The sequence below is a fragment of the Pseudomonas sp. 91RF genome, from assembly GCF_003576265.1.
GTDB classification, from domain to species: domain Bacteria; phylum Pseudomonadota; class Gammaproteobacteria; order Pseudomonadales; family Pseudomonadaceae; genus Aquipseudomonas; species Aquipseudomonas kribbensis.
Genome location: NZ_QWFC01000012.1, coordinates 74,455 through 91,647, shown reverse-complemented (window position 1 = coordinate 91,647; position 17,193 = coordinate 74,455). Strand labels below are relative to the sequence as shown.

Sequence of the window (17,193 nt, the reverse complement as noted above, 5' to 3'; positions counted from 1 at the left end):
CGCTGAATCAGACTATGGTCTAACGGGTTGTCGACCGGCCCGTTTGCGTAGACCATGGGCGCCTTGGTTTTTTGCCTGCCAGAGTTCTTTGCCATGACTGCCCATTCCACTGCCCGACCGGCGCCGTTCAGCCGTTCCGACTACAAGACCCTCGGCCTTGCGGCCCTGGGCGGGGCGCTGGAGATCTACGATTTCATCATTTTCGTGTTCTTCGCCCTGACCCTCAGCCAGTTGTTCTTCCCGCCGGAAATGCCCGAGTGGCTGCGTCTGCTGCAAAGCTTCGGAATCTTCGTCACCGGCTATCTGGCGCGGCCGCTGGGCGGGATCCTGATGGCGCATTTCGCCGACCGGCTGGGGCGCAAGAAAGTCTTCAGCCTGAGCATCCTGATGATGGCGCTGCCGTGCCTGCTGATCGGGATCATGCCGACCTACGCCCAGATCGGCTATTTCGCACCGTTGTTGCTGCTGGCGCTGCGCATCCTGCAAGGCGCGGCGGTCGGTGGTGAAGTGCCGAGCGCCTGGGTCTTCGTCGCCGAGCACGCACCGGCCGGGCATCGCGGTTATGCATTGGGCTTCCTGCAGGCCGGACTGACCTTCGGTTACCTGATCGGCGCATTGACTGCGACGTTTCTCGCACAGGTGTTTACCCCGGCGGAAATCCTTGATTACGCCTGGCGTTATCCGTTCCTGCTCGGTGGAGTGTTCGGCGTGATCGGCGTGTACCTGCGCCGCTGGTTGAGTGAAACCCCGGTGTTCATGGCCATGGAAGCGCAGCGTGAGGCTCGGATCGAACTGCCGTTGCGCACGGTCTTGCGCGAGCATCGTCTGGCGATGCTGCCGGCCATGCTGCTGACCTGCGTGCTGACTTCGGCGGTGGTGGTGTTCGTGGTCATTACCCCGACCATGATGCAGAAGACCTTCGGCATGACTGCCAGCCACACCTTTGCCCTGAGTGCGCTGGGCATCGTGTTCCTGAACATCGGCTGCGTGATTGCCGGGTTGCTGGTGGATCGCCTCGGCGCCTGGCGCACAGTCATGCTCTACAGTCTGCTGCTGCCATTGGGCATCGGCGTGCTTTACAGCTGTTTGATCATGGGCGGCAATTGGGTGGGGCTGGCGTACGCCATCGCTGGGTTGAGCTGTGGTGTAGTCGGCGCGGTGCCGTCGGTGATGGTCAGTCTGTTCCCGGCGCGGATTCGCGTGTCCGGCATTTCCTTCACCTACAACATTGCCTACGCCGCATGGGCCAGTATCACACCGCTGCTGCTGATCGGTCTGATGCCGTGGAGTCCGTGGATCTGTGTGATGTTCTGTGCGGTGATGGGCGCGGTCGGCATCGTCAGCGCGGCGTACTTCGGTGTGCGCATGCCTGGTGGCGGGCGCCGTTCGGTGGCGCCCTGTTCCTGAAGGCTGGTTGACGGCCTCGGCGCAAACTCGCGTCGTCGTTACGTCAACCAGTGCCACCACAGCAAGGTCCCCGCCAGACCCACCACCGAGACGATGGTTTGCAGGACTGACCATACCCAGATCGTCTGTTTCAGTTGCAGGCCGAAGTACTCGCGAACCATCCAGAAGCCGGCGTCGTTCACGTGACAGAAGAACACTGAGCCGGCGCCAATCGCCAGCGCCACCAGCGAACTTTGCGTCGCGGCGAGGCCCGCCATCATCGGCGCCAGAATCCCCGCCGTCGTCGTGGTGGCCACCGTCGCCGAGCCAGTGGCCTGACGCAGTGCCACTGCAATCAGCCAGGCCAGCAGGAGATACGGCATGTGTGCGCCTTCGGCGACTTTGCTGATGGTCTGGCTGACGCCGGCATCCAGCAAGGTCTGCTTCAAGCCGCCACCGGCACCGATGGTCAGCAACAGCACGGCAATCGGCGCCAGGCTTTTGCGCAGGGTGCCGCCGACGTGTTCACGCGGCATGCCGTTGGCCCAGCCGAGGCAGATTACCGCCGCCATGACGGCAATGCCCAATGCCACCAAGGGTTCTCCGAGAAACTTCAGGGTCAGGGCGACGCCGCTTTCCGGGCTCATCGCGACTTTCGCCAGCGTGCTGCCGAGCATCAACAACACCGGCAAAAGAATGATCAACAGCGACATGCCGAAACTCGGCTGGCGCGGCGCTTTCGGCGGCGCGCTGAACAGCGCGCCAAGTTCTGCCGGCTCATCCACGTGCATGCGTTTCGACAGCCAGTTGCCGTAGATCGGTCCGGCCAGGATCACCGCCGGGATGGCGATGCTGAAGCCCAGCAACATGGTCAGTCCAAGGTCGGCATGCAATGCGCTGACCGCGATCAACGGTCCGGGATGCGGCGGCATCAGGGCATGCAGCGTGGTCATGCCGGCCAGCGCCGGGATCGCGATTTTCAACAGTGGCTGACCGGAGCGGCGGGCCATGACGAAGATGATCGGAACCATCATCACCAGCCCCACTTCGAAGAACAGCGGCAGGCCGATCACCATCGCCACCAGCGCCATGACCCATGGCAGGGACTTGCCTTTGCCCAGCCCGAGCAAGGTCGACGCAATGCGGTCGGCGGCGCCGGATTCGGCCATCAGCGCACCCAGCATCGAGCCCAGCGCGATGATGATCCCCGCTTCACCGAGAATCGCCCCGGCACCTTTGCTGAACGCCTTGGCCACGTCCTCGGGCGGTAAACCCGCGCCGACGCCGGCAATGAATGTACCGATCAGGATTGATAGAAAGGGCGGCAGCCTGGTGGCGCTGATCAGCACGATAATCGTCGCAATCGCCAGCAGGCAGCAGAGAATCAGGCGGGTGTCGTGAACCATCCAGGCAGCGGTCGATAAATCCAAAACGGCACTCCTTATCGGGCGGATACCTGCAACATATTGTTGCAATTTGACTTGAGAATACCTGATATGGCCGGGCCAGAGCGCCGGGTTTTGTATCCGTTCTGCGCGGGCGGATAAGACCAATGGCCAATTGAGATTATTTTTGACTGGCCGGTCTCGATCGCTCTTCAGAAAAGATTTCCAAGGCCGATGGTTAGGGCTGCAACCCCGCTTTCCATACAGTCCATCGGTGCTTTCCCATGTTCAACAAACGCCTCAAGCAAGAGCTGGCGGCTCTTCGTGAAGAACTCTCCAGCCTTCTGCAAGTGAAGGAGAGCCTGGAAAGCGAGATGCTGGTGCTGACCCTTGAGCCCGACGGACGGATTCAATCGGTCAACCAGAACTTCCTCAATGAAATGCTCTACAAGAGCCACGACCTGATCGGCCGCGCCATCGAAGACATCGTGCCGGCTCATGTGAAGTCCGACGAATTTCATCACCGCTTCCGGGCCGCACTGAGCCGGGGCGAGCACTTCGCCGGCGCCGTGCGCCTGTCGCGCGGCAATGGCGAAGAGGCGTGGTTGCGTTCGATCGTCCAGCCGATCCGCTCTTCGGACGGGCGGATCAAGCACTTTTCGATTTTTTCCAGCGACCTGACCCGTACCATCGAAGCCTCACGCGAACACGAGAACCTGATCGGCGCACTGGTGCGTTCGACGGCGGTGATCGAGTTCGACCTCAACGGTAATGTGCTGAGCGCCAACGACCGCTTCCTTCAGGGCATGGGTTACAGCCTGGCGCAGATCAAGGGCAAACATCACCGCATGTTCTGTGACTCGGGCGAGGCCAACAGCGCCGAGTACCAGAATTTCTGGCGCCGCCTGAACAACGGTGAGTTCGTCGCCGGTCGCTTCAAGCGGATCGACGCCCATGGTCGCGAGGTCTGGCTGGAGGCGTCCTACAACCCGGTGCTCGACGCCAACGAAAAACTCTACAAAGTGGTGAAATTCGCCACGGTGATCACCGATCAGGTCAATCAGGAGCAAGCCGTCGCCGAGGCCGCCAACATTGCCTACAGCACGTCCTTGCAGACCGACAGCACTGCTCAGCGCGGGACCCGTGTGGTCACTGAAGCGGTCAATGTGATGCGCGACCTGTCGCGGCACATGCAGACTGCCGGCGAAGGCATCGAGGCGCTGAACGAGCAATCCCAGGTGATCGGCACCATCGTCAAGACCATCAGCGGCATTGCCGAGCAGACCAACCTGCTGGCGCTCAACGCCGCCATCGAAGCCGCCCGTGCAGGCGAGCAGGGCCGTGGTTTTGCGGTGGTGGCCGACGAAGTACGGCAGCTGGCCTCACGCACCAGCCAGGCGACCGAGGAAATCGTCGGCGTGGTGCGTCAGAACCAGGACATGGCGCGCAACGCCGTGGCACTGATGACCGACGGTAAACTCCAGGCCGAGCAAGGTCTGGCGCTGGCGGCGGAGGCGGGCACGGTGATCGTCGAGATCCAGGATGGCGCGCAGAAAGTGGTGGACGCGGTCGGCCAGTTCGCCAACCAGCTATCCAGCTGATGCCCGTCAGGCGAAGGGATTGTCCATGGCAATCCCTTCGCTGTTTTTATCCCGCTACAATCGGCTCTTTTTCCCGGAGCAGATCCCATGAGCGAATCCTTCCGTCGCCCGGTTCCCCTGAACAAAGCCTACCGTTTGCTCAACCACGGGCCGACCGTACTGGTCAGTGCCGCTCACGAAGGGCAGCGCAATATCATGGCTGCGGCCTGGGCCATGCCGCTGGATTTCGAGCCGCCGAAAGTCGCGGTGGTCCTCGATAAATCCACCTGGACCCGACAACTGCTCGAGGCCTCGGGCACCTTTGTTCTCAACGTTCCTTGTGTGAATCAGGCCGACATCGTGCAGACCGTCGGTTCGACTTCGGGTCTGGAAATCAATCGTGAACAAGGGCAGGACAAGTTTCAGGCGTATGGCTTGCAGACCTTCGCTGGCGAGCAGGTCGATGCACCGATGCTGGACGGCTGCGTGGCGTGGCTCGAATGCCGGCTGCTGCCGGAGCCGCGCAATCACGAACAGTACGATCTGTTCCTGGCCGAGGTGATCGCGGCGCAGGCGGATTCGCGGGTGTTCAGCGATGGACGTTGGCATTTTGAAGGGCATGACGGTTTGCGCACTCTGCACCATGTGGCCGGTGGGCATTTCCTGACGATTGGTGATCCGGTGGATGGCAAGACGCTTTCGGTCTGATGGCAAAACGTCGCTGGATATTGCAAGGTAGGGGCATTGTCGAACCGATCAGGCGCCTGCCCCATGTTTTCCAGTTACCTTGCACCGTTGTTGTCGCTGGCGCTGTTGTGGACGGTTGCCGTGGTGACGCCCGGCCCGAACTTTTTCAACATCGCGCAACTGGCCGTCAGCCGTTCCCGACGCCATGGTGTGGTGGCGGCGCTCGGCGTCGCCAGCGGAACGGTATTGTGGGGATTGGCCGGCGGTCTGGGCATCCAGTCGCTGTTCAGTGCCGCACCGGCGCTTTATCTGAGCTTCAAGATTGCCGGTGGCTGCTACCTGATCTATCTCGGGCTCAAGCAATTCAAGCGCAAGGCCCCTCTCACGCAAGGGGCACCTGACGCTTCGGAGCAAACCTTGCTCGGTGCCTATGGGCGAGGTTTTCTGGGCAACATGACCAACCCCAAATCAGCACTGTTCGTGGCGACGATCTTCGCCACTGCCATGCCGGCCCATGTGCCGCCGATGCTGCTGGCACTGGCGGTCCTGACCATGGCAACGCTGTCCTTCAGTTGGTATTGCAGTGTGGCGCTGTTTTTCGCCAGTCGACGGATTGCCGGCGTTTACGAACGCTCGCGGACATGGCTGGATCGGTTGGCGGGTGGCTGTTATTTGTTGTTTGGTGCGCATCTGGTGGCTAATCGTTGACTGGAAACCAGGCGGCGCCTGAAGCCTCTTTCGTTGTCATCAACTCCTCAGCGGAATGTAGATTTCAACTACGCTGCGCGGGTCCATCGGGCCGAAGAAACGTTCTCCGCAGTATTCGAACTCGATGCCTTCGGCCGGTGCCATGCCGGCAGCGGGCAGCCATTCGCTGTAGGCGGCGCGGAAGGTTTCCGGCAACGTGGTGACGGTGCCGTGGTGTTCAACGCGGGCATAGTCACGCGCCGGTATCCGCAGCTCGACCATGCCTTCGACCAGAGGCGCATCGGCACCCACCGGCAGTCCGGCGATATAGCGCCACTGGCCGTCCTCCAGCGGTTGGCATACACCGAAGGTGCCGATCGGGTCGTGCAGCCGATCGATCTCACTTTCTCGTGGTACGAAGCGTTGCCACATCTGGGCGATGGTGCCTTCATCTTCCTGCTGCCAGGACATCCCCATGATGCGCAACTCGGGGCAGGCAATGCGCTGAGGTGTCTGCATGGCGGGTAATTCACGATCCGGTTGCGCGAGGTAGCGGGTCAGTTGTCCCAGGATGTTTTCGCTACGCTGGATATCGGCCTTCAACTGCCGAGCGTGGTTTTCAAGGGACTCGCGCAGGTTGATGACGCTGTCCAGGCCCCCACTTGAGGCAAGGGAACGAATGTCTTCCAGCGCCATGCCCAATTGTTTGAGCCAGATGATCCGCCCAAGCGTGACAATCTGCTCCGGGCGGTAATAGCGATAGCCGTTGTCACGCCCGGTGACTGCCGGGCTGAACAAACCAATGCTGTCGTAATGACGCAAGGTCTTGGTGGTGAGCCCGTGGCTGCGGGCCATTTGTCCGATGGTAAGCATGAACCTCTCCTGTTGGCTGCTCGGACTCCACATTAAGGATTGCCCTAAGGGCAAGCTCAAGCCCGGGAAAGTGTTCGATCTTATTGCTCTGTACCGGTGATATGCGTTGGGGGCGGCTGGAGCATATCGAGCTTGCTGTACTCGGGCTTTTCTATCAAACCGATTTCATGGGTTTGATCAGACTTTCTGCCGGAATACCGAACAACTCGTGAAGTTTCCAGATCATGGGAAGCGTCAGGGCGCGCTTGCCATTCAGAACCTCATAAACGCGATTTGTCCGGCCAATTGCAGGAGCGAGATCGGCTGCCGACAGCCCGGACTGCTCCATCCGAAACCTTATGGCATCAATCGGGTTGGGCAGGTCAAGTGGGAAGTGCCTGGCCTCATAGGCCTCGATAAGGGTGATCATGATGTCGAAGTAATCACCTTCAGGCGTGCCGGGTTCTGGCTCATTCTCGAAAAGAGCGGACACGTCTTTGAGCGCCGCACGGTAGTCTTCTTCGGTATGAATCGGACGTATGTTCATGGGTTACTCCATTTCGACGGTATCAGCGTCGATTGCGTCGTACTGTTTGTGAGAGCTCCGCAAGCACTCTATCTCGGACAGCATTTTTCCGATGTAGGAAAAGGCAATGTGATTTATCCGAATCGGATTCATGGACACACAAAAAAGGCTTACCTCTCGGTAAGCCTTTTTCAGTTGGCGGAAGGGATTTCAGTCCCCCAACGCTACCCCTTCACGCCGAGGATCCGCCCCACCGGCCAGCGTTGATTTCCCCTGCGTATCCTTGACTCGCACGATGGCCTGGGTGCCGCTGGTCATGTCGATTTCGCTCACCGCGTGGCCCTTGTCCTTGAGCGCCTGGATCAATCCGGGGGTGAACTGGCCCTGTTCCAGTTCCGTCGGCCCGTTGCGGCTGCCGAAGTTGGGCAGGCTGATAGCGCTTTGCGCGTCGAGGTTCCAGTCGAGCAGGCCGACGGTGGTTTTGGCCACGTATTCGATGATCTGCGAGCCGCCCGGAGAGCCGACGGTGGCGACGAACTCGCCGCTGTTGCGGTCGAAGATCAGGGTCGGAGCCATCGACGAACGCGGGCGTTTGCCGGGCTCGACGCGGTTGGCGACTTTCTGTCCGTTTTCTTCGGGGATGAACGAGAAGTCGGTCATCTGGTTGTTGAGCAAAAAGCCCTGAACCATCAGGTGCGAGCCGAATGCCGCTTCGATGGTGGTGGTCATCGACACCGCGCCACCGAAGTCATCCACCGCCACCACTTGCGAAGTGGAGATGCGCAGCGGCGAGCGGTCCGGCGCGTAGGCAACCTGAACCCCCGGTGGTGTGCCCGGTTTGGCGGTGCCCATGCTGCGATCGCCGATCAGGCTGGCGCGGCTGGCCAGATAACCCGGATCGACCAGACCCTTGACCGGTACCGGTACGAAGTCGGTATCGGCCACGTATTGCGCGCGGTCGGCGTAGGCCAGGCGTTCGGCTTCGGCGATCAGGTGCACGGCTTGCGGCGTGGGTTCGAGGCCGGCCGGTTTATCGGTCTTCACGGGTTTGAGTGGTGTCAGGGACAGGCGCGGATCGCGAGTCTCCAGGGCCTGCAAGGTGCCGAGGATTTGCGCCACTGCAATCCCGCCCGATGACGGCGGCGGCATCCCGCAAACCTGCCAGCGCTTGTAGTCGGTGCACAGTGGCACGCGTTCCCTGGCCTGATAGTGCTGAAGGTCGTTCAGCGACAGGCTGCCAGGGTTGGCGTGACCCTGGACCTTGGCCACGATCTCTTCGGCGATCGGGCCTTTGTACAGCGCGTCTGCACCTTCGTTGGCGATGCGTTTGAGCACGGCGGCCAACGCCGGGTTTTGCAGACGCGTACCGATGGCTTTGACGCTGCCGTCGCTGTTGAGGAAATACTTGGCCATGTCTGGTGAGCGGCGCACCACAGGGTCGGACTCCAGCAGCGAATGCAGTCGAGGCGAGATCGCAAAGCCCTGTTCCGCCAGTTTGATCGCCGGCTCGAATAACGTCGCCCACGGCAAGCGGCCATGTTGTTCGTGCGCCATCTCCAATGCACGCAATACGCCGGGCGTGCCGACCGAACGTCCGCCGATCTGCGCCTGCGGGAACGGCATCGGTTTTCCATCAGCCTGCAGAAACAGCTTTTCGGTGGCACCAGCGGGTGCGGTTTCGCGACCATCATAGGTACGCACTTGCTTGCCATCCCACAGCACGATCATCGCGCCGCCGCCGATCCCGGAGGATTGCGGTTCGACCAGGGTCAGCACGGCTTGCATCGCAATGGCCGCATCGATGGCCGATCCACCTTTACGCAACATCTCGCGACCGGCCTCGGCAGCCAGTGGATTTGCGGCAGCAGCCATGTGTTTATCGGCGTGGCTGGCTTGCAGGCCTGTGCGGTAACCGGAGGCGGCTTCCGGCGCCAGCGGCAGGGTCGAGGAGGGCGGTGCATTGCAGGCGGCGAGGGTGATGGCGCTGACGATCAGGGTCAGGGCCGGCAGGCGAAAGCGTTTCAGGGTCTGGGCTGGAAACACGCGGGGCTCTCCGTCCGTGGGATAAAAGTCTGACGGACTGTATCGGCCGACCGTGCAGGACGCAAACCGTCGGTATGTTTGTCCTTCATGCCTTGGCGAATTTTCTGTAGGGTCATGGGCAAACGTGAAGCCAGAACAATCAACAAGAGACCACCATGCACAGCGAGTTCCCGACCCACTTCAGCTACCGTCAGCAGCGCGAACAGTTTCTTGCCGCCGCCACCGCGGCCGGTGCGACGCTCACTTCCTACGCCCATCCGCGTTGCGGGCCGTTTGGCGAGCCGTTGAGCACCGATGTGGCGGTGCTGGGGGATCCGCAAGCGAAACGGCGTCTGGTGGCGCTCAGCGGCACCCACGGGGTGGAGGGCTATTACGGTTCGGAATGTCAGATCGACTGGCTGAAGCATTTCACGCCGGGTTCGCTGCCGAAGGACGTCGCGGTGGTGATGATTCACCTGATCAACCCGTGGGGCACGGCATGGCTGCGGCGGGTCAACGAAGACAACATTGACCTCAACCGCAATCATTTGGATTTCAATCAACCCCTCCCGGACAACCAGGCTTACGCCGCACTGCACGAAATTTACGCCTGCGCTGATTTGAACGGCCCCGAGCGACAGCGCGCCGATGCCTTGCTCGATGCGCAAATCGCCGAGCACGGCTGGCCGGCGGTGATGTCGATTGTCGAGGGCGGTCAGCACAGCCATCCCGACGGTCTGTTCTTCGGAGGCTTTGCCCCGAGCTGGTCGAATCGCACGCTGCACCAGATCATCGAGAATCATCTGGCCGGCGCCGAAACCGTGATGTGTTTCGACTTGCACACCGGCGCCGGCGAGTACGGTCATCCGATGCTGCTGACGATCACTCAGGCACCGTATCCGGCGCTGGCCCTTGCGCAATCGATCTATGGCCCGTGGCTCTACACCTTGCACACGGGAGCCGAAACCCTGAGTGAAACCGGTGTCGCGGCAACAGCAACGGGTTACACCTCGCAGGCATTGCTCAACGCGCTGCCGAAAGTGCAGCTGATGCCGTTCGTGATTGAGTGCGGGACTTACCCGGGGCCGGACGTACATCGTTATCTGCGTGACGATCACTGGCTGCATCTGCACGGCGATCCGCTGGATGCGACGGGGCGGGCGATCAAGTTGAATCTGCTGGAGCAGTTCTATCCGGTGGATCCGGACTGGCGTGCGATGGTTGGTTTGCGCACTCGGCAGATCTGGGCGAAAGGGCTCAGGGCATTAGCAGGCGAGGCATAAACAAACGGCTTGCCTTTCGGTAAGCCGTTTTGACTGCCTGGTGATGCGCAGCGGTTTTGACTATGGATGCCGGAGGGTTATTGCTTGAAGCCTGGCAGCCCGTTGGCAGCGCGCCAATCTTTCACAATCTGCGTTACACCCTGAGGGGAGCTATCCGCACCCGGCTCCGGGTAATAGATCAGATCCGATCCAGCTGGGTGTTCGCTGATTCTCTCGAAGTGCAGCAGTAACAAGTCAGCCCGATCATTGTTTTCGGCTTCTTCATCTTCTTTAGCGAGCTCTTCCAATAGCGCAATGAACTCGGCTTCCGTGTAGTCAGAAATGGTTTTCTCATAGATCTTCACTTCTTGAATCCTGGCAGTCCGTTTACTTCACGCCATGTCGCGACTGTACGGGCTATGCCAGAGGACGACGTGTCAGCACCTGGCTCAGGGTAGTAGATAAGGTCCATCTTGCTCGGATGCCCAACGATCTCGTTGAAGTGCAGCAATAGAATATCTGCACGGTCATCTGTCGGTGCTTTGTCTTCCTTTCTGATCTCGTCAATGAACTCAATGAAGTCTTGTTCGGTGTAATCAGAAAAGTTGTTTTTGATGAAAGGGTCGCTCATGCAGTTACCTCAATCCTGGTGTACTTCGACGTGATTTTTGGGGGGGTGGACTCTGAGGTTGTCAACGTTATAGACCTCGCCGCCTTGAGATATCAGTTCCACATGATGAATTTCGTGAGAGATTCTCTTGCCGACAGCATCAGCTAATCGGGCGCGAGGTGCCTTTCCGTTGCGCATGCGCTCCAGGCTGTCTTCGCTGAGCTGCCCGGCTAGCCTGGTATCTTTTGAGGCTTCGGCCCAGAAGGCGCGCCTGAATGAATCAAAGCTGGAATATTCACGGCCTCTTAGTGAATCGGCAATGCTGGTTGGGATTGGCGCGCCAGATCCCGCCCGGGCATGGTCAAGCCATACTCCGGAAACATCCTCCCCAACCCCCGTCACCATCCCCAGCATCAACCTGGCCGGTTTCGAAAACACCACATACAACGACTTCAGCCCGGTCTCTGCGGGAAACACCAGAATGCAGTCTTCGGCGGTGATGTCCTCGCCGGGCAGGATTTCTATCTGGCTGTCGGTGTTCGCGGCGATCGGGTGGACGAGGATGGTGCTCAGTGGTTCGCCGTGCTCCGGATAAACCAGCGGCGGCATTGCTCCCAGCGGCCCGCGTTGCGGCGTCCACAGAATGGTGATGCCGTTGAGTTTGGCCTCCATGGCGGTCTTGTCGCTGTTCCACCGGACTTTTACGGTACGCACCGAGTCGTCGCCCGATGCGCCGGTGTGGATGCCGTAGACCTGCATGACGCCTTCGGCATCGCGTCGGAACTGGAAGCGCACGCGAGTGGTGGCGCGAGACAAGGTGCGTAGCTGATCGTCGGTGTAGAGCGTGCCGTCACCCATTCGGGTCGGCAGCATCCCGAGGATGAACACACTGGCCGGGCCGCCGGCGCCTCGTATTGCCCAGTTGAGGCGTTGCTGCAGGATTCCACCGCCCGCCATGCGCCCCAGGGCCAGATCGGCGCCGATTGCCTTGGCTGCGGCGGTACTGGCATCGGGAAAGCGCATGGCGCCCGCGACCATGACTTTGCCGAAACTTGAGACGGGTTCGGGGGCTGTGCCGGCCTCCGTTCGGCTCCAGTTATCCGGTGTGCAGGATTTTGCAAATACCAGATCGTCGCGGGGCTTCGGGGTCGGCCATTCGTCTGTCCGGATATAAACGGGTTCTGGTGGCGGGGGCGGAATCCATCCGATCCATGTCGCGTTCTCGCTCGGGCGTGTTCGACGCCACTCATCGTCGAAAAGGAATTTGTTCAGGTCCATGAGCACTCCCTGTCTGTCCTGGAATCGAGACAGGGGAGCGTGTCGGTCGAGCGGGATGGCGATCAAATCGACTGGCGCAGATGCAGGTGCCTGAGCGAACGAAAAATCCTCTTCGTACGCCTTTCGCACCCGGTTCCTACAGAATCAGACCGATCCAGTGGGGAGGGCACTTTTCTCGGGGTATAAAAAAACGGCCTACCTTTCGGTAAGCCGTTTTTAGGACTTGGTGGTACACAGACATTTGAACTGATTACTTAAATGTCTGTTTTTATTTGGTGTTTTTATTTCAATTTGTGCGAGGGATACATATGGGGATACATGGCGCTCGCTGCTAGGTGGATTTTTGCCGTTTTCTCTTCGCCAGGGAAGGCGCTCGACGTGACCATTAGATGAGGTGGGTCGCTCCGACGAATGGCATCACACAAGCGGCTTTGGACTTCCGAGTCTTTGCCCCTTGCTCATCAGTGGCGCGGGGCTTGTTGCCGGCCGGTACCTATTCGCGCGATCAGCCTTGGATGGTGCGCCCATCTCTACCCAGGCTTCGTAGCCATCCACGTCGATCAGCACTCGACCATCAGGGGCCTTCCGCCAAACGTAATCATTCCTCCAAGTACCGTTCGCGATTTTCGACCGAATTGCTGCTTCGGTGTAACCCGACTCGCTTGAGAATTTCCTGATGGTCACATAGCGCATTTCTTGCAGCCTTGCGAAGTTACTTTTTTCTGGGCCCTGGTTGGAGTAGGGAGTCAAGCTTTCGTGAAAGCTGCGCTGGGGTTGATCCGCCAATCCCAGATCTGACTGCAGCACGATACGCTGCAGTGTCGTGCTTCGGATCTGGTTCAGGTGCAATGCTGGCCTCAGCCTCCGCATCAATCATGGCTTGAAGCCTTTCCGCGTGGATTCTCAAAGGTCCGAAGCTTCGCACGCAGGGAATGCGGCCTTCTCTGGCGAGGCGATAGGCTGTTGTGCGGCCGATGCCCAATAGAGCCGCGGCTTCGGAAATCGATATTAAAGTCACTGGGATTCTCCATCGCTACGGCTTTTGACGCCTCTTAACGTGGGTGGCGGCTGCCGAGGCCTGCCAACCTTCGGAGCCTTGTTCTCGCCGTTCCGGCAGGCGAGCAGGAGTTCCCGAACATCCGCCCTCAGCCAGCAGTGTCTGGTGCCCATCCGGAAGCTCTTGGGCAGCCAGTCCACGCCCCGACGCATTCCCTCTCTGACCGACGCCTCTGTGCGACCGAGCATCTTGCTCAGACCTGCAACGAACACCACTTCGCACTCATCGTCCATAGGCGCTCCTGACTCGGGCTCGGTCACTGCGGGCCTTGTGCTTTCAACCGGGCGAAACCTTGATTGATGTACCCGGCGTTCTCGCCGATTGTCTCCAGTGCGGTTCGGACATTGTCGCCGACATCGGTATGCCCTTGGCTTTCGACGAGCAGGGTCAGCTCCATTAGCGCGGCCTCCAAGGCGAGCTGGTTGCGATACATCCGCTCTAAGACATCTGGGAGAGAGTATTCGGGGGTGGGCATTGCTTCGACTCCATTCGAGAAAATGAAAGCGTAGCAGCGCTCATTTGATCGAGGCGTGAAACAACTGCTCACTACTCACTCGCCGACGAGCGTTTCGAGTCGCTGGAAGTGGTCGATGCCTGGGGGGTTGTGTATAGCCATTGTTTAAGCGATGCCCAGGGGGGTGTGTATAGCCGGCTCCGGAGGTATGAGAAGGTGCCAAGTTGACCGAATACACGTCAGCGCTAAAGCGTGGTCACAGTGCCACACAGTGGCATTCTCACCACTCTGTTTCGAGGACGCGGTCGTCGCGTGTAGGGATCTACACGGAGTGTAGATTTCAACACTGAGTAAAAGTAACGGTCAGATTGGTGCAGCTGCAGGCCACAGGATCTTTGCGCGGACCTGAGAGCAGGTCCTGCTGGAAGAGGTGGATATAGGGATGCCCTGTTGGCGGTTACTAATAATCCATTCAGGCCCTATCATTTACTGGATTAAATCCTCTAATATTACTTCCTTCGTCTCATATTTTTTCTTAGAGGGAACGTATCGTTCGATAATTTCGATGTTGCCCTTAATCTTCGTGCGACCATGGATCAAAGCAGGGTCTATGCTTTCATCAAGATGAATTTTTGTCCGACTTTCTATTACGCCGCTGACAGATCCTGCCCAGCCTTTATCACGATTATGTCGATCGCTAGCATCGATAATTATTTCTACGTTTTTGTAGCTAGTTGAACGTTCAGATGGCTGGGGCGCCTCGTAATCTGTTGGCAATTTGTCAATTATGTCTCGTTTTATATTGAGGCTGGCAATCGGTACTTCAATAGTCGCATTTTTATCCTGCGTTGCAGGTTTCAAAACGTTGAACGCATCTTTGCCTAGAGTCTTCTGGTCAGGCACTTTTTTAATCGCTTCTTTCAGTGCGGCCTCGTCAAAGCCAAGGTCGCGGCCTGCTTGGAATACGACGCTCTGGTAGGCGTTGATTGTTGGCGACGGCGGTGCAGAGGTCCCTGGCGACAGAATTTGGAATGCGCCAATGGTAAGCAGGCTACCTACCCCTAAGGCTACTATTTCTCGAACCACGCCTTTCTCCTCGAGCAACTCTTTTGCTAACGCTTTGGCTCTCTCAGTACGTTCATCAGTTTTGCAAAAGAATTTCACAATGAAATCCAAATCCAAACTGCCACTTTCAAGTCTTTCGACAAATACTTCTGTTTCGGTGATTTTTAATGTATCAAATCTTTTTTCTAGGAAGATCGGCGTTCTTTTAATTAGCCGTTCCATAGACTTCAAGCTGTCTATTATATCTGGGATCGGTACCGGATCTTTCGTCGTATATTTGAAGCTATAGCTTGTTTCAATGATGTACGTTTCCGACATTACGGGCTCCCTGCGCTATTTTTATATTTTTGATAGTTTTACTGAAATTGAATCATTTATATGCCTACCGCTCGTTAGCCGTTAAAGCGTTCCGCAATCTCGTCAGTAGATCATCAGAGAGTTTCGGTGGCAATCGCACTGTTGATAAAGGACTTCCTTCCGTCGGCCGGGCAATCCCGAATCCAGCACCGCAAGGTCTCTCCGCCTTAGTCAGAGGGTGCCAGTGGGAGCTTGAAAGGGTAAAACTGTCCGGTTTTTTCACCCCACGCATTGGAATCTCTCTATTTGGGATTGGAATCTACAATCCGTTGGATCTCGAGTTTCTCCTGCCGCCGTGCAAGGGGCTCCCACACGTACCTGTCCCAAACCCTGCGCTGATCCTTGCTCAGTGATTCAATACCACTGTGAATTACTTGCTGAGCAACTCCATAGGCCGGCGTACCTTCTTCCAGCAAGCCCTCGTCAATCAGGTCATTGATTGCGTCGTTCAGTTCCCAGTCGACGTGATCGTTCCAGCCCATGGCTGCGCTCTCCATCTTGAAATGAAAACTCAGCATAGCCGAGCGTTTGGCATTGACGGTGCAGCCGGCGATTGGTCTGGTTCGCTGAGTTTGGAATCTTGATGTCTGGAGATCTTTGCTGTGGGTGGAAACCAAAGTGGAAACCTGACTTTTGGCAACCGGCCGTTTTGGTAACTCTTCGTGGTAACTGCGCTGGTAACCGTCATCAGGGTGCGCATTGGCGGGTGCGAACTGGAGGTACGAACCTCGAGCGCGAACTTCAGTGGCAAGCGCACCAGAGTGCGTACCTATGGTGCGTACCTATGGTGCGTACCAGCCTGCGTACTTTATGGTTTTTCACTCCGCTCGGAGGGCGCGAAGACTGTAAGTAGCGCGTTGCGTGAAACCGCGTGTTTTGCTGTAACAGGGGCTGTAACAGCCGGCCTTGTTACACGTCGCCGGAATGGGCACCAGTTCCCTTTTTATGGCCCCCAAAAACTCGCAATACCCTGGCAACCTGAGTGGCAACTAAGCCAAGGGTATCGGTGCCGACGTTGAGAGCGGAGGTGGTCACCGCGCTTGGTCACCTTTCACGTCATCCGCGCCACACCAAATCTTTGATCGCGGATTTCAGTACTGATTAGTTGCCTACAAGCCTCAACCTTATTGTCCAGTCTGCTGCCAAAAGAATCCTTCTGAACCGCATCCGCATCCGCAACCGTAACCTAAGCTAAAAATTTGAGCTATTGAGATGGAGAGTGCGATGAAAAACCTTTTCGCATTATCACTGGCGAGCCTGCTCGTTGCGGGTTGCCAAACGACGCCGATAACCAAAGTCATTCCATCTGGGGATCAAAAAATCGTTTGGCAATATTGGAATCTAAAAATCTCATGCCATGCGGATTGGGGGCACGTGTGCGAAGGGGAAGCACAACCACAAAACGAAGCGGTAATTCCTGAAGGATTCAGCCATTGTCGTACTGTCGCCCAGAAAAACAGTGGCCCAGCCGGCGATGCAGGGTCATGGTGGTTTCTAGATGGGAATCGTGTTCGTGTCTTTGCCAGAGCATGCGGTGGAGCATTTTATGATCAGTACAGCTCTTGGATTGACGTCAATTGGATCACTTACATTGTGAGAACACCCTCGCTCAACGATCCAGAGAATAACTGCAGCTCTGAAACCAAGGGTGCAGCAGACTATGAGCTTACCTGCTTCTAAGACGTCCGTTTGGTGGATACCAGATTGGATACTGGATGACGAAGAGTAACCATGCGAGGTGGTTACCTTTAGTGGTTACCGCGCGCGATATAGGCCGACTAACGGTCAATCTACTTGACCTTCTTCGCCCGGCGGCGACTAGACTCATGGCGACCCAGGCACCGCCTGGATGCCCGTGACGTTTTAGTATCCTCAGTAAAAAGCCCGCGTCTGCGGGCTTGGAGGTCTCGGTGGACTTCTCGAATTTTACGATGATCGACTTCATGATCTGGAAGGGCGTTGTCATCGTCTGCGCTGCAGCTGTG

General features: G+C 58.1%; 17 protein-coding genes and 1 pseudogene. 7 read left to right on the top strand and 11 right to left on the bottom strand.

The features are described 5' to 3' along the window. Nucleotides 1-93 precede the first annotated feature (93 nt). A complete protein-coding gene (locus DXT77_RS02535; RefSeq protein ID WP_119426505.1) occupies nt 94-1,407 on the top strand; it encodes an MFS transporter in 1,314 nt (437 codons plus the stop codon). Between the two features lie 38 nt (nt 1,408-1,445). On the opposite strand, the gene DXT77_RS02530 is transcribed toward DXT77_RS02535, so the two are convergent. Then, complete coding sequence (locus DXT77_RS02530; protein ID WP_119426504.1) at nt 1,446-2,816, bottom strand: gluconate:H+ symporter; 1,371 nt, start codon at nt 2,814-2,816, stop codon at nt 1,446-1,448. 239 nt (nt 2,817-3,055) lie between these two features. Here DXT77_RS02530 and DXT77_RS30325 point away from each other — a divergent pair. The 4 genes and pseudogenes from DXT77_RS30325 to DXT77_RS02515 form a co-directional block, all read left to right on the top strand. Further along, nucleotides 3,056-3,784: pseudogene (locus tag DXT77_RS30325) on the top strand (PAS domain-containing protein); the annotation flags it as partial. A gap of 156 nt (nt 3,785-3,940) precedes the next feature. Next, nucleotides 3,941-4,372 (top strand): methyl-accepting chemotaxis protein, encoded by a 432-nt coding sequence (locus DXT77_RS30320; RefSeq protein WP_372238665.1) that lies wholly within the window; start codon nt 3,941-3,943, stop codon nt 4,370-4,372. An 87-nt stretch (nt 4,373-4,459) separates the two neighbouring features. Then, on the top strand, nt 4,460-5,059 hold the full coding sequence (locus DXT77_RS02520; protein ID WP_119426502.1) for a flavin reductase family protein: 600 nt from the start codon (nt 4,460-4,462) through the stop codon (nt 5,057-5,059). 63 nt (nt 5,060-5,122) lie between these two features. After that, nucleotides 5,123-5,746 (top strand): LysE family translocator, encoded by a 624-nt coding sequence (locus tag DXT77_RS02515; protein ID WP_119426501.1) that lies wholly within the window; start codon nt 5,123-5,125, stop codon nt 5,744-5,746. Between the two features lie 39 nt (nt 5,747-5,785). On the opposite strand, the gene DXT77_RS02510 is transcribed toward DXT77_RS02515, so the two are convergent. From DXT77_RS02510 to ggt, 3 genes are all read right to left on the bottom strand, one after another. Continuing rightward, on the bottom strand, nt 5,786-6,598 hold the full coding sequence (locus tag DXT77_RS02510; protein ID WP_119426500.1) for a MerR family transcriptional regulator: 813 nt from the start codon (nt 6,596-6,598) through the stop codon (nt 5,786-5,788). A 154-nt stretch (nt 6,599-6,752) separates the two neighbouring features. After that, nucleotides 6,753-7,124, bottom strand: a complete 372-nt coding sequence (locus tag DXT77_RS02505) for a type II toxin-antitoxin system HigA family antitoxin (protein ID WP_074692315.1) — start codon at nt 7,122-7,124, stop codon at nt 6,753-6,755. 189 nt (nt 7,125-7,313) lie between these two features. After that, nucleotides 7,314-9,146, bottom strand: coding sequence for a gamma-glutamyltransferase (ggt, locus tag DXT77_RS02500; protein WP_119426499.1), 1,833 nt, complete (start codon nt 9,144-9,146; stop codon nt 7,314-7,316). A gap of 155 nt (nt 9,147-9,301) precedes the next feature. Between ggt and DXT77_RS02495 the strand changes: the two genes are divergently transcribed. Next, nucleotides 9,302-10,408, top strand: coding sequence for a DUF2817 domain-containing protein (locus DXT77_RS02495; protein WP_119426498.1), 1,107 nt, complete (start codon nt 9,302-9,304; stop codon nt 10,406-10,408). A 77-nt stretch (nt 10,409-10,485) separates the two neighbouring features. Here DXT77_RS02495 and DXT77_RS02490 read toward each other — a convergent pair whose 3' ends face one another. The 7 genes from DXT77_RS02490 to DXT77_RS02450 form a co-directional block, all read right to left on the bottom strand. Then, nucleotides 10,486-10,752 carry a bacteriocin immunity protein gene (locus DXT77_RS02490; RefSeq protein ID WP_119426497.1) on the bottom strand — a complete coding sequence of 89 codons (267 nt, stop codon included), beginning with the start codon at nt 10,750-10,752 and terminating at the stop codon, nt 10,486-10,488. Then, on the bottom strand, nt 10,749-11,018 hold the full coding sequence (locus DXT77_RS02485) for a bacteriocin immunity protein (RefSeq protein WP_119426496.1): 270 nt from the start codon (nt 11,016-11,018) through the stop codon (nt 10,749-10,751). The genes DXT77_RS02490 and DXT77_RS02485 overlap by 4 nt, the downstream gene beginning before the upstream one ends. A gap of 9 nt (nt 11,019-11,027) precedes the next feature. After that, on the bottom strand, nt 11,028-12,275 hold the full coding sequence (locus tag DXT77_RS02480) for an S-type pyocin domain-containing protein (protein ID WP_119426515.1): 1,248 nt from the start codon (nt 12,273-12,275) through the stop codon (nt 11,028-11,030). A 712-nt stretch (nt 12,276-12,987) separates the two neighbouring features. After that, the gene (locus DXT77_RS30315) at nt 12,988-13,293 is read right to left on the bottom strand and encodes a helix-turn-helix domain-containing protein (protein WP_158593087.1); all 306 of its coding nucleotides are present in this window, start codon (nt 13,291-13,293) and stop codon (nt 12,988-12,990) included. Nucleotides 13,294-13,588: 295 nt separating this feature from the next. Beyond that, a complete protein-coding gene (locus DXT77_RS02460; protein WP_119426493.1) occupies nt 13,589-13,807 on the bottom strand; it encodes a hypothetical protein in 219 nt (72 codons plus the stop codon). A gap of 465 nt (nt 13,808-14,272) precedes the next feature. After that, on the bottom strand, nt 14,273-15,169 hold the full coding sequence (locus DXT77_RS02455; RefSeq protein WP_119426492.1) for a hypothetical protein: 897 nt from the start codon (nt 15,167-15,169) through the stop codon (nt 14,273-14,275). Nucleotides 15,170-15,450: 281 nt separating this feature from the next. After that, the gene (locus tag DXT77_RS02450; protein WP_119426491.1) at nt 15,451-15,690 is read right to left on the bottom strand and encodes a hypothetical protein; all 240 of its coding nucleotides are present in this window, start codon (nt 15,688-15,690) and stop codon (nt 15,451-15,453) included. 742 nt (nt 15,691-16,432) lie between these two features. Between DXT77_RS02450 and DXT77_RS29680 the strand changes: the two genes are divergently transcribed. Then, nucleotides 16,433-16,888: a hypothetical protein gene (locus DXT77_RS29680; protein WP_147406978.1), complete on the top strand. Its 456-nt coding sequence runs from the start codon at nt 16,433-16,435 to the stop codon at nt 16,886-16,888. Nucleotides 16,889-17,193: the final 305 nt, after the last annotated feature.